This is a genomic window from uncultured Blautia sp. (assembly GCF_902497045.1).
Lineage (GTDB): Bacteria > Bacillota > Clostridia > Lachnospirales > Lachnospiraceae > Blautia_A.
Genome location: NZ_CABVDF010000061.1, coordinates 1 through 13,436 on the forward strand (window position 1 = coordinate 1; position 13,436 = coordinate 13,436).

The window sequence follows — 13,436 nt, forward strand, 5'->3', positions numbered from 1 at the left end:
ATAGTGTTATCTAAGAAAGGATGAACACTATGAGAAAAACATATCTTCCTCTGTCAGATGAAGACAGAGATTACCTTAAAGCATTATCCAAAAAGAGAACCATTCAGGCACAAGTTGTGGACCGTGCCAGAATCCTTTTATATAAAGCCGATGGAATGACATTCCAGCAAATTGCTGATAAACTTGCCATTAGTACTGCAACGGTACGCCTTTGTATTTCGAAGTTTCAGAAAGGCGGTTTAGATGCTGCACTGTTTGATGTTCAGCGTCCTGGACGTCCATCGGAAATCACTGATGATGCAAAAGCATGGATGATTCATATTGCGTGTCAGAGACCGACAGAACTCGGTTATGCACAGGAATTGTGGACGTTGACCTCTCTCCACAAATACATTCAGAAACATGCAGAAGAAGCGGGATATCCAAGGCTTTCAACCGTTACCAAACCGTATATCCAGAAATTTCTTAAGGAACAGGATATGAAACCCTTTAAAATCAAATATTACTGTGAAAAACGGGATCCTGATTTTGAATCAAAAATGCATGAGGTTCTGTTGGTTTATAAGCAGATTGAAATGCAGTTTGATGAAAATGGTGATCTCATTGTTCCAGACGATTATAAACTGACGATTACGGTATCGTATGATGAGAAGCCGGGCATTCAGGCAATCTCCAATACGGCACCGGATTTACGCCCGACATCAGAACATGGGGAAGTATATCGTGATGCAGAATACAAACGTCTGGGAACGCTCTCTTTACTGGCTGGCATTGATTTACTCACTGGAGAAGCAATTCCGTTAGTAAGTGAGACCCATAAGAGTTCTGATTTTATTGAGTTTTTAAAGATACTGGACAAAAAATATCCATCACAGGATACCATTCGGATCATCCTGAATAATCATTCTGCACATACTTCCAAAGAAACACGGCGCTTTCTGGATACTATGCCAAAGGGACGTTTTAAATTTGTGTTTACACCAAAACATGGCTCATGGTTAAACATGATTGAAAGCTTCTTCAGCAAGATGACCAGACAGATGCTTCGAGGAATTCGTGTCAATACCAAACAGGAGTTGGAAGAACGAATTTACAAGTACTTTGACGAAGTGAACCGTGAACCCGTGGTTTATCACTGGAAGTATAAAATGGATGAAATCAGTGAAGAGGAAGCAGTATCAATTTAATATAGCAATTATTTAATATTCGTTATACTAGCTTTACGAAAACAGAATAGCAGAAAAAGGCAATGGCAGTGATGGCATTTCAGACATTATGAATTGGAGAAATGTTTATGACTGCTATTTTTATGCTTTTCAGCAGAAATGGAAAGTGATTCAGAAAAAGAAAGACAGAAATAACAGGAAAATATAACAGAAAAGCGTTGGCAGATGGGTGGATTGAACAAGCAAGGCGAAGAAAAGAGATAGAGTGCTGGATACGGCATATGATTGTCCGATACTTCGTATCGGAGTGATGCATGAACAGCCTGTTTCAGAAAGAGAAAATCTATCGAAATGGGAGCTTTTCTATTTCTTCCACAGTCTGTCCCTGCACCACAAAACCACCGTCATCTCCATTTTGATCTGATAACGTAGGGTGGAAAATATGGCTTGGTGGGTGTCGGTTCAGTGGTGGGGAGATGACAGGCAAGTTTCGCAAAGTGGCAAGCCACTCTGCACCGGAGCCAGCCTTTGGGCTGTTCCTAAACTTGCCAGAGGGCACGTCTCCGCTCTGCTCCGGTCCGCACAGAGCTAACGTCCACTGGACGTTATGTGCCCCCTTGGAACCCCGGCACGTCAATAGCGTAAATATCCCTGCGAAATGTCCACCGGATATTCCTACGGAACACTTACTGATTGACGAGGACTTGTCTCCGCTGCCGTTCCGGTCGGTGCAGGGTGCATGACGTCCACTGGACGTCATGCACCCTGCACCTGTATAAGAGAGCGTTGCACTCTCTTATAAATCTCCTGCCAATATGCACCAGAACGCTGTGTCTGTTAATAAAGAATGAAAAATCAGGCAAAGAAAGGAGACAGAAGTCTATGAGAAAACGAAATTATACAGTAACCATACGGATGAATAAAGAGGAATACAATCTGCTTCAGAGTAAGGTTAAGGAATCCGGAAGAACACAGCAGGAAGTTGTAATAAAAGCAATCGCAGATTTGAAGATAGCTTCTACAGAGGAAGTGGAAGAACTGAAAAGATTGAACCAGCTGTTTGCAGATATTCTCAGTCAGCTTCGTGGAGCTACTACAAATATTAATCAGATTGCAAGAAAGCTGCATACAGATGGAGAAACATTGTATGTTTACTTGTCAGAATACCAGTCTGGAAAACGAATTTCTCATAAGAAGGTTTTGGAACTTTCCTATCAGAATATGAAATCTGCAAAAAATGGATTGATTGTCATCACACCGGATTTTGATAATTTTACTACAAAGCTTATTGCAGCAGATGAATATTCAAAATATATGACAGAAACGCCAATCTTGGAAGGTGTTGCAAACAGAGAATATTATGGCAGATCTGCAACATCTATAGAGAATAAAAGCACGATAGAGTACGGAACAGAGCAAGGATTGGCAGCACTGATCTATGGCGAACAAGGAGTGAGCTCGTTGCCGATACAGGATATTAGAGGTGAGTATATAGATACAGATAATGAGTATATGTATTATTATTCGGTTGAGTTCATAAAATAAGAATAGAATAGAAAAGAGAGAAGAGGATGCCACGAAATCATTGACCTGATGATTCCGTGGTATCCTCTTTATGGATTTCAGAGTTTGTTTCTCAGCTTTCGGTATTCTCTCGGTGAATATCCTTTCAGCTTGTGGAAAAGCCGACTGAAATACAGCTGGTTATCATATCCGACGATTTTAGAGATTTCATTGATGGAATAGGTTGTTGTTTCAAGTAACATCTGAGCATTGTTGATTCGGATTCCAACGATGAATTGCATTGGTGTGGAACCGGTGTATTTTTTGAAATTCCGGATAAACCAGCTGACACTCATTCCTCGTGAGGCAGCATAATCATCTATGCTAATATTCTGGTTATAATTTTCACTGAAAAAGGTAACGGCGTTATCCATCTCGTGATCCAGATATTCATTTTTTAAGATATGTTCCCTGGTCAGTTCCCGATGAAAGATGATAAGAAGATGACGGAGCAGAAGGACAAGCATTTCTTCATAATTATCCTGGCAACGCTGAAGCTCGATGATAATGCGCTTGAAAATCTGTTCGTATTCCATAGAGGTTCCGACCTGAAATACACGCTCTTTATCCGGGAATCCATATTGCCGTAGGATATTTTTTACATTGCTGCCTGTAAAATGAATCCAGTATACTTCGGTCTTATCTTTCCCATAATATTCATATTTCTGAAGTTCCTTCGGTCTGTACAGTACAATATTACCGGCGGGGACAATCGTTTCGTTATCCACATTGTCAAAATGAAAATGCCCACAACCAGCAGTGATATAGATAATCTGATAATCCAGGCGTCCCCTTGGACGGTAGGTTGGTAACTTTGGATGGCTGGAAAGGCGGTAAGTACCGCAGCTTCCTACAACCAGTGGGCGACTTTTGTCTTTGAAATCCATATGGGAGTGGTTTAAATAATCGGTATTCATATACATATGGCAGAACCTCTTTTCTTTTTTCTTGTTATTGTATCATTTAGTGCATATTTTGTCTAATCCAATTCATAGACATATTTTGCAGATTAGGATAAGCTATATATAGCAAAACAAAGAAACGTAAACATAAAAGTAAAGAACAAGGTTTGCTGTGGGAAAACAAAGTGCAAAAAAATGTATATGTATTAAAGGAGAGTTATTTATGATTGTACCACGTTATTATGAGGATTTAAGCGTACTGCATGAAAATACAATGCCAGCCAGAGCCTATTATATTCCGGCATCCAAAAGAATGGATAACCTGGTGGAGCACAGGGAAGAGTCAGACCGAATGCAGTTATTGAACGGAACTTGGAAGTTCCAGTATTTTAACAGCATCTATGATGTTCAGGACCCTTTCTTTGAGAAAGATTATGATACAGAAAATTTTGATGAGATTCAGGTTCCGAGTGTATGGCAGATGGCAGGATATGACACACATCAGTATACAAACATCCGGTATCCGTTCCCATTCGATCCACCGTACGTACCGCAGGATATTCCATGTGGAGCATATGCACATACCTTTGTTTATCACAAAGATGAAAATGCACCAAAAGCCTTCTTGAACTTTGAAGGCGTAGATAGTTGCTTTTATGTATGGATCAATGGCTCTTATGTAGGATACAGCCAGGTTTCCCATATGACCAGTGAGTTTGATATTACGGATCTCCTTCAGGACGGAGAAAACAGCATAGCAGTTCTGGTCATGAAGTGGTGTGATGGTTCGTATCTGGAAGATCAGGATAAATTCCGTATGAGTGGTATTTTCCGGGATGTGTATATTCTGAAACGTCCGGAGCAGGCAATCAGCGATTATCATATAAAAACCAAGATTGAGGATATGCTTGCAAAGATAGAGCTTGATGTGAAATTCTACTCTCCAGCAAATGTAAAAATTTCGATTGAAGATAAAAATGGAGCAGTTGTCGCAGTAGGAAGTATTGCCGAAGAAGGAACAGCGGTGTTAGAGATTGCAAATCCGGAGCTTTGGAATACAGAAAATCTATATCTGTATCAACTGATTCTTGAGACGGAAAATGAGGTAATTGTAGATCATATCGCATTACGAAAGATAGAAATTAAAGATCAGGTTATATATTTAAATGGGCAGAAGATTAAATTCCGTGGTGTCAATCGTCATGATTCCGATCCAGTTACTGGATTTACAATTAGTGTGGAACAGATCACAACCGATCTTACGTTAATGAAACAGCATAATTTTAATGCAATCCGTTCCAGCCATTATCCGAATGCACCATTCTTCTATGAAATGTGTGATAAATATGGATTTATGGTGATAGATGAAGCGGATATTGAGGCACATGGTCCATTCATGCTTTACCGAGAGGAAGACACAGACTATAACCGGTTCAAACGATGGAATGAAAAGATTGCAGATGATCCGGCATGGGAAGCAGCCATTGTTGACCGTGTGAAACTCATGGTAGAACGTGATAAAAACCGTTTTTGTATTGTCATGTGGTCTATGGGAAATGAAAGTGCTTATGGCTGCAACTTTGAAAAAGCACTTGCTTGGACAAAGAAATTTGATCCGGATCGTATCACACAGTATGAGAGTGCAAGATATCGTAATTATGATGAAACATATGATTACAGCAACTTGGATGTGTATAGTCGTATGTACCCGGCACTTTCCGAGATTCAGGAATATCTGGACAAGGACGGAAGCAAACCATTCCTTCTGGTAGAGTACTGCCACAGCATGGGAAATGGGCCTGGCGATTTTGAAGATTATTTCCAGCTGATTCAGGACAACGATAAAATGTGTGGTGGTTTTGTTTGGGAGTGGTGTGATCATGCGATTGCTCATGGCACTGCTGAGAATGGAAAGAAAATCTATGCCTACGGAGGAGATCATGGAGAAGAAATTCATGATGGCAATTTCTGCATGGATGGGTTAGTATATCCGGACAGAACTGTACACACAGGACTTTTGGAATACAAGAATGTTTATCGCCCGGCAAGGGTTGTTTCCTATGATAAAGAAAGTGGGGAACTGGTTCTTCATAACTATATGGATTTTGATGATCTGAAGGATTATGTAAAAATCAGCTATGAACTGACACAGGATGGACTCGTGATCAGTAAAGGAAAACTCGCAGAAGTTTCTGTGGCACCACATAGTGAAGGAAAAATAAGTCTGAATATCAATGTTCCAGAGAATGGAAAATGTTATCTGAAACTTATTTACCAGTTGAAAAAAGAAATGCCACTGTTGGAGAAAGACCACATTCTGGGATTTGATGAAATCGAGGTAAGTCAGAAAGACGCAAAATGCCAGCTGGCAGAGAAGTGGCTGGAAAAAACATCAGCAGATTCTGAATTACAGGTAAATGAAAATGATACACAGATTCACATTAAAGGTCGTGAATTTGCTTATACAATAGATCGACGTACTGCACTCTTCACGGAGATGAAATTCGCAGGACGGGAATATCTGAACCATCCGATGGAGTTAAATATCTGGAGAGCCCCAACAGATAACGATATGTACATCAAATCTGAATGGAGGAAAGCCCACTATGATAAGGCTTATACAAGAGCCTATACGACAGAGGTTGTGCAGGGAAAACATGGTGTGAAGATTACAAGTCATGCTTCCGTTGTGGCAGAGACAGTGCAGAAGATTCTTGATGTGACGATTACATGGACAATAGATGCGGCAGGAAAAATAGACGCAGATATTGAGGCCACAAAAGATGGAGAGTTCCCGGATCTTCCGAGATTTGGTGTGAGAATGTTCTTGGATAAGAAACTTGCAGATGTCAGATACTTTGGGATGGGACCGCAGGAAAGCTATCGTGATAAGCATCAGGCAGCAAGCCACGGTTTGTACCGGGCAAATATAGGGGATTTGCATGAAGATTATATCCGTCCACAGGAGAATGGAAGCCATTATGATTGCGAATATGTAGAACTTAACAATAGTCGATATGGAATTGTGGCATCCGCAGAAAAGGCATTTTCCTTCAATGCTTCTTATTATACACAGGAAGAACTTGAGAAGAAAACGCATAATTATGAATTGACAGAATCAGACAGCGTAGTATTTTGTGTTGACTATGCATTAAATGGAATAGGTTCTAACAGTTGTGGTCCAGTTGTATTGGATCAGTATCGATTTAATGATGTATTATTCCGGTTCCAGTTTACTCTGGTTCCGTATGTAAAGGGATAATAAGGTTTTAGGTAACCCGTTAACAAGGAAGGAGAGTCTGATTGTTTTGTAAAGTCCGGATATACAGAACAATCAGACAAAAACAAAGCGAAAAAATTTAGAATTAGGCATCATACTGTTAGGCATCTTGAGATTCTAAGTGCGATGAATATGAGGAGCAAAAGAATTCTATGGAAGAAAAAAAGTATTTAAAATGGTATAACAAAATAGGATATGGTTCGGGTGATATCGCAGGTAATGTAGTTTATGCGTTCCTGACATCTTTTATGATGGTCTATCTGACAGACTCAGTAGGACTTGCTGCTGGTGTCGTAGGTACCCTGATTGCCGTATCAAAATTATTTGATGGTTTTACGGATATATTCTTTGGATCTATGATCGATAAGACACACAGCAAGATGGGAAAAGCAAAGCCATGGATGTTGTATGGTTATATTGGATGTGCCATTACATTAGTCTGCTGTTTTGCAGTACCAGTCAGCTGGGGAACAACTGCTAAATATGCATGGTTCTTTATCTCTTATACACTGTTAAATGGTGTATTTTATACCGCAAATAATATTGCATACTCAGTACTTACATCACTCATCACAAAGAACAGCAAAGAACGTGTACAGATGGGATCTTACCGTTTCATCTTTGCATTTTCGACAAGCCTTCTGATTCAGGCAATTACAGTCGGATTTGTCGATAAGTGTGGTGGAGACGCAGCTGCATGGAGAACTGTAGCCATTATTTATGCAATCATTGGTCTTATTGTAAATACGATTTCTGCTCTTTCTGTTAAGGAGCTTCCAGAAGAGGAACTTAACGAAGGAGAAGTAAAAAATGAAGATGAGAAGTACGGAATGGTACAGGCATTTAAGCTTCTTATCAAAAACAAATATTATATGATGATCTGTGGAACTTACATTTTACAGCAGTTATACAGTGCCATGATTGGAGCCGGTATTTATTATATGACATGGGTACTGAAGAATAAGAATCTGTTCGGACAGTTTGCGTGGGCAGTTAATATTCCTCTGATCATTGCCTTGATTTTCACACCAACCTTAGTTGGTAAGTGGAAAGGCATGTACAAACTGAACTTAAGAGGTTATATCTTAGCAGTTGTCGGTAGAGCACTTGTTGTCGTTGCCGGATATATGGGTAGTGTTCCGCTTATGATGGCATTTACAGCTCTTGCAGCATTAGGACAGGGACCTTGGCAGGGAGATATGAATGCAGTTATCGCATCCTGCTCTGAATACACTTATCTTACACAGGGAAAGAGAATTGATGGTACGATGTATTCTTGCACTTCTCTTGGTGTAAAAATCGGTGGAGGTATTGGAACTGCTGTTGTCGGTTGGATGCTTGAATTCAGCGGTTATGTTGGAACGAATGCAACACAGCCACAGTCTGCACTTAATATGATGCAGTTTATGTATCTGTGGCTTCCATTGATCTTTGATGTGTTGATCATGTTTGTGCTTTCAAGAATGAATGTAGAAGGTGCAAATAAGAAACTGAAAGCAGAAAAAGGAATTACTGCAGACGAAGTAACAGATGCATCAGACATGGATTAGAATTTGACAGGAAAAAGCGTTGTCTGATCGGTGTTCGATAGACAATGCTTTTTCCATATTACAAAACAATATAGGGGTGGTATTTTGAAAATAGAAGAAGCAATCAAATTATTGAATGTAAATTCTTTTGATAACAAATTAACAGAATTGTACGTTGATTCGAATCGAATCCCACAGGAAAAAGAACGGTATTTGAAAGCAATCGACAGCTACAGGGCATATTTTGGTGAAGGCGAGATAGAAATATTCAGTGCACCGGGCAGAAGTGAGATAGGCGGAAACCATACGGATCACCAGCATGGGGAAGTGCTGGCGGCGTCCATTAACAATGATGCAATCGCAGTTGTAAAAAAACTGGAAGAACCATTCGTGAAAGTGATGTCGGATGGTTACAGTAACCTGATTACGATTCGGCTAGATGACCTAGAGAAAAAGATTGAAGAAGAAGGAAGCACGAATGCTCTGATTCGTGGTGTGCTTGCCAAGATGAAAATGAATGGTCATCTGATCGGAGGATTTCAGGCATATGTGACCAGTGAAGTGCTGATTGGTGCAGGTCTTTCCTCCTCAGCTGCTTTTGAAACACTGATCGGGACGATTCTATCCTATATGTACAATGATGGTGAAGTTACTCCGATTGAAATTGCTAAGATTGGTCAGTATGCAGAAAATATATATTTCGGGAAACCATGCGGCTTAATGGACCAGATGGCGTGTTCAGTAGGAAGTCTGGTGCATATTGACTTTGCGGATCCGGAAAATCCGATTGTGGAACAGGTTGACTTTGATATGAACGCTTATGGGTATAGCTTATGTATTACAGACACAAAAGGGTCACATGCAGACCTGACGCCGGATTATGCGGCAATACCACAGGAAATGAAACAGGCTGCTAAGTGCTTTGGAAAAGAGTTCCTTGGCGAAGTGCCAAAAGAAGAGATTTTGAACCATATTACTTTGATACGTGAGCTGGCAGGAGATCGTGCAGCACTTCGGGCATTGCATTTTGTATGTGAAAATGAACGTGTCAAAAAGGAAGTAGATGCATTAAGAAAGGATAATTTTCCAAAATTCCTGGCGAATGTGAAAGAATCCGGAGATTCTTCTTTTAAATATCTTCAGAACGTCTATACTTGCCATGATGTACAACATCAGAACGTGTCTATTGCATTGGCACTGAGTGATGTGATATTCGGAGAAAAAGGTGTATGTAGAGTTCATGGAGGAGGATTTGCAGGAACCATACAGGCATTTGTTCCAAATTATTTAGTTCCGGATTACCAGAAGGAGATGGATACAATCTTTGGAAAAGGTTCCTGTGAAGTATTAAAGATCCGTAAGTATGGTGGCATAAAAGTATTATAATCACGAAAACAAAGAAAAGGAGAAATGATCTATGAGTAGCATTTTAGTATTAGGTGGAGCTGGTTACATTGGTTCTCATACTGTGTATGAGCTGATCGAGGCAGGGGAAAATGTAGTAGTAGTAGATAACCTGGAAACAGGATTTCGTAAGGCTGTGCACCCGGATGCAAAATTTTATCAGGGAGATATCCGGGACAGGGCATTTATTGATTCTGTATTTGAAAAAGAAGATATTGATGGAGTGATTCACTTTGCTGCCAATTCGCAGGTCGGTGAGAGTATGGTAAATCCGCTCAAATATTACAATAACAACCTGTGCGGAACAGAAGTATTGCTGGAAAGTATGGTTGCACATGGCATCAACAAGATTGTATTTTCATCAACAGCAGCCACATACGGAGAACCGGAACGGATTCCGATTCTTGAAACAGACCGCACGGTTCCAACAAACTGTTATGGAGAAACAAAACTTTCCATGGAAAAGATGTTTAAATGGACAGCGAATGCCCATGATTTACGTTTTGTATCCTTACGTTATTTTAATGCATGTGGAGCACATCCAAATGGAAAGATTGGGGAAGCTCACAATCCGGAAACACACCTAATTCCACTGATCTTACAGGTGCCGAATGGAAAAAGAGAGTATATTTCTATCTTTGGAAATGACTATGAGACAAAAGATGGCACATGCGTAAGGGATTACATCCATGTAAATGATCTTGCACAGGCTCATATCCTTGCCATGGAATATTTAAGGAAAGGGAATGACAGTAATATTTTCAACTTGGGAAATGGCGTTGGATTTACAGTTAAAGAAGTGGTAGAAACAGCCAGAAAAGTAACTGGACATCCAATTCCGGCAAAAGAAGAACCTAGGAGAGCGGGAGATCCGTCAACGCTGATTGCATCCAGTGAAAAAGCAAAAGATATTCTTGGATGGAAACCAAAATTTGATGATCTGGAGACGATTATTACAACAGCATGGAATTGGCATAAAAATCATCCAAATGGTTATGAAGCATAGTAGGAGGGGAGAAAGATAAAATGATTGATCAGCTGATTTCAGAACTGGTAGCATATGGACTGCAAAACGGACTGATAGAGGATGCGGATAAAGTGTATGTGACAAATGGTTTATTGGAACTGTTTCAAAAACAGGATTATCAGGAGCCGAACGCATCTGTAGAGCCGAGAGATTTACACTTTATTTTAGAGGATATGCTTGCATTTGCACTGTCAGAGGGAATCTTAGAGGATGATACAGTGACGATGAAGGATCTTTTCGATACAAAAATCATGGGGATTCTGACACCGGCTCCGTCTGTGGTAAGAAAAGCTTTTGAAGAAAAATATCAGGTATCTCCAAAGACTGCAACCGACTTTTATTATCATTTCAGCCAGGCAACAAACTATATCCGCACAGACCGGATTATAAAGGATGAAAAGTGGACAACGGATACAGAATTTGGTCAGATGGATATCACGATTAACCTGTCAAAACCGGAAAAAGATCCACGGGATATTGCAAAAGCTGCTGCAGCAAAGAAATCTGGATATCCGGCGTGTCTGCTCTGCAGGGAAAACGAAGGGTATGCAGGTCATTTTTCACATCCGGCAAGACAGAACCATAGGATCATACCAATCACTCTATGTGGGGAGCAGTATTATTTACAGTATTCACCATATGTATATTACAATGAACATTGCATTATTTTTAATGAGAAGCATATTCCGATGGCGATTAACCGGATGACGTTTGATAAGCTGCTTGATTTTGTTAAACAGTTTCCTCATTATACGGCAGGTTCCAATGCGGATCTTCCGATTGTAGGAGGTTCTATTTTAAGTCATGATCATTTTCAGGGTGGCGGGTATGTGTTTGCCATGGCAAAAGCACCTTATGAACTGGAATTTGAATTAGAAGGATATCCAGATGTACACGCAGGAATTGTAAAGTGGCCGATGTCAGTGATCCGTCTGCAGGGGAGAACAACGGAGAGTATTGTAGAGGTTGCAGATCATATCCTTACAAAATGGCGTGTCTATTCAGATCCGGAAGCTGATATTTTCAGTGAGACAAATGGTATGCCACACAATACAATTACGCCGATTGCAAGAATACGTGGAAATCTGTATGAACTGGATCTGGTTTTGCGTAATAATATCACAACCGCTGATTGTCCGCTCGGACTTTTTCATCCACATGCAGAGTACCATCATATTAAAAAAGAAAATATTGGATTGATCGAAGTTATGGGACTGGCTGTATTACCTGCCAGACTGAAAAAAGAAATGGCAGAATTGGAACAGGCAATTCTCAATCATGAGGACCTGAGACAGAATGAAACAATGGCTGCTCATGCTGACTGGGCAGAGGAATGGCTGTCAAAATACGAGATTACAGACAGCAACATTCATTCTATTGTACAGAAAGAAATTGGAATTGTATTTACGAAAGTTCTTGAGGATGCAGGAGTTTATAAGAGAACAGAGGAAGGGAAAGCTGCATTCAAAAGATTTGTTAAAAGTTTATAAAAAAGGACCACTTCATTTTTGTGAAATGGTCTTAAGAAAAAATGTTCAGTTTTCACAAAATAGTCCTTTTAGTATTTATACATGGTATGGATGCTCAAAATATTCAGCGTAGAATACTAAAAGGTTGTTCAGATATTTTTTAAGATTGCTCATTTGCGATTCCTCCTTTCCTTGTTTACAAGTTGATTATAGGATAGATGAAAAAGGATTGCTTGCCAAATCGAAAGAAGATATAGACAAATGTTGCAAAGGGGAGTATTTCATGCAGTTAAAATATGTTGATACAAAAGAGGAGATCATAGCGGTAAATAAAAAGTCAAAACATATTGAGCCACATCTTCATAATGCACTGGAAATTGTTTGCATAACGAGTGGGACATTAGAGCTTGGTGTCGGGCAGGAACTTTACCATATGAAAAAAGGAGATATAGGATTTGTATTTCCAGATATTATTCATCACTATCAGGTATTGACACCCGGTGTAAATAAAGCGACTTATCTGATTGCATCGCCATTTACGATTGGTAAATTTGCAGAGATTATGCAAACCATGGCACCTGAATATCCGGTTATAAAAGCTGAAAAGGTTGAACCGGAGGTGTACAGGGTTATCAATGCGATTTTGGAAACGAAACAGTTTGATATCATTGTTGCACAGGCGTATCTTCAAATTGTGTTAGCACGTTGCGTAGGGAAACTGAATCTGGTAGAAAAGAGTCATGTGGGGAGCAAAGATCTTATCTATCAGACGGTTTCCTATATATCAGCAAATTTCAAGAAAAAGTTATCATTGGAAGAAATGGCAAAAGATCTGGGTGTTAGTAAATATGTCTTATCCAGACTCTTTTCCAAAACCTTCCACAGAAATTTCAACCAGTATCTTAATGATGCAAGACTTAACTATGCATGTCATCGCTTGGAAAATACGAGCGATTCTATTACAAATATTTGCCTGGACAGTGGATTTGAAAGTCAGAGGACATTTAACCGGGTATTTAAGGAAAGATATAAAATATCGCCGAGTGACTATCGGAGTACATGTCTGAAAGATATGTTGTCATAACATATAGATTAA

At 39.8% G+C, this 13,436-nt stretch carries 9 protein-coding genes; 8 read left to right on the top strand and 1 reads right to left on the bottom strand.

Annotated features, from left to right (window positions below):
• Positions 1 to 29 precede the first annotated feature (29 nt).
• Together RDS42_RS06400 and mobC are read left to right on the top strand one after the other, a co-directional pair.
• A complete protein-coding gene (locus RDS42_RS06400) occupies positions 30 to 1,187 on the top strand; it encodes an IS630 family transposase (protein WP_308782909.1) in 1,158 nt (385 codons plus the stop codon).
• A gap of 861 nt (positions 1,188 to 2,048) precedes the next feature.
• Positions 2,049 to 2,711, top strand: coding sequence for a plasmid mobilization relaxosome protein MobC (gene mobC, locus RDS42_RS06405; protein ID WP_243873696.1), 663 nt, complete (start codon positions 2,049 to 2,051; stop codon positions 2,709 to 2,711).
• 77 nt (positions 2,712 to 2,788) lie between these two features.
• Here mobC and RDS42_RS06410 read toward each other — a convergent pair whose 3' ends face one another.
• The gene (locus tag RDS42_RS06410; protein WP_308782910.1) at positions 2,789 to 3,652 is read right to left on the bottom strand and encodes an AraC family transcriptional regulator; all 864 of its coding nucleotides are present in this window, start codon (positions 3,650 to 3,652) and stop codon (positions 2,789 to 2,791) included.
• Between the two features lie 202 nt (positions 3,653 to 3,854).
• On the opposite strand from RDS42_RS06410, the gene RDS42_RS06415 reads away from it, so the two are divergent.
• The 6 genes from RDS42_RS06415 (at position 3,855) to RDS42_RS06440 (ending at position 13,424) form a co-directional block, all read left to right on the top strand.
• Positions 3,855 to 6,893, top strand: coding sequence for a glycoside hydrolase family 2 TIM barrel-domain containing protein (locus tag RDS42_RS06415; protein ID WP_173752632.1), 3,039 nt, complete (start codon positions 3,855 to 3,857; stop codon positions 6,891 to 6,893).
• A gap of 170 nt (positions 6,894 to 7,063) precedes the next feature.
• Entirely contained in the window at positions 7,064 to 8,461 is a 1,398-nt protein-coding gene (locus tag RDS42_RS06420) for an MFS transporter (protein ID WP_173752633.1), read from the top strand.
• A gap of 84 nt (positions 8,462 to 8,545) precedes the next feature.
• Complete coding sequence (locus tag RDS42_RS06425; RefSeq protein WP_173752634.1) at positions 8,546 to 9,826, top strand: galactokinase family protein; 1,281 nt, start codon at positions 8,546 to 8,548, stop codon at positions 9,824 to 9,826.
• Between the two features lie 31 nt (positions 9,827 to 9,857).
• Entirely contained in the window at positions 9,858 to 10,850 is a 993-nt protein-coding gene (galE, locus tag RDS42_RS06430; protein WP_106789751.1) for a UDP-glucose 4-epimerase GalE, read from the top strand.
• Positions 10,851 to 10,870: 20 nt separating this feature from the next.
• Positions 10,871 to 12,361 carry a UDP-glucose--hexose-1-phosphate uridylyltransferase gene (galT, locus tag RDS42_RS06435; RefSeq protein ID WP_173752635.1) on the top strand — a complete coding sequence of 497 codons (1,491 nt, stop codon included), beginning with the start codon at positions 10,871 to 10,873 and terminating at the stop codon, positions 12,359 to 12,361.
• A gap of 262 nt (positions 12,362 to 12,623) precedes the next feature.
• On the top strand, positions 12,624 to 13,424 hold the full coding sequence (locus tag RDS42_RS06440) for an AraC family transcriptional regulator (RefSeq protein WP_173752636.1): 801 nt from the start codon (positions 12,624 to 12,626) through the stop codon (positions 13,422 to 13,424).
• The last annotated feature ends 12 nt before the right edge of the window (positions 13,425 to 13,436 follow it).

What these genes read in the sequence shown, in the direction of transcription:
- RDS42_RS06440 (WP_173752636.1), top strand. Translation starts at nt 12,624, where the DNA reads ATGCAGTTAAAATATGTTGATACAAAAGAGGAGATCATAGCGGTAAAT.
- RDS42_RS06410 (WP_308782910.1), bottom strand. Translation starts at nt 3,652, where the DNA reads ATGTATATGAATACCGATTATTTAAACCACTCCCATATGGATTTCAAA.
- galT (WP_173752635.1), top strand. Translation starts at nt 10,871, where the DNA reads ATGATTGATCAGCTGATTTCAGAACTGGTAGCATATGGACTGCAAAAC.
- RDS42_RS06415 (WP_173752632.1), top strand. Translation starts at nt 3,855, where the DNA reads ATGATTGTACCACGTTATTATGAGGATTTAAGCGTACTGCATGAAAAT.
- mobC (WP_243873696.1), top strand. Translation starts at nt 2,049, where the DNA reads ATGAGAAAACGAAATTATACAGTAACCATACGGATGAATAAAGAGGAA.
- galE (WP_106789751.1), top strand. Translation starts at nt 9,858, where the DNA reads ATGAGTAGCATTTTAGTATTAGGTGGAGCTGGTTACATTGGTTCTCAT.
- RDS42_RS06400 (WP_308782909.1), top strand. Translation starts at nt 30, where the DNA reads ATGAGAAAAACATATCTTCCTCTGTCAGATGAAGACAGAGATTACCTT.
- RDS42_RS06420 (WP_173752633.1), top strand. Translation starts at nt 7,064, where the DNA reads ATGGAAGAAAAAAAGTATTTAAAATGGTATAACAAAATAGGATATGGT.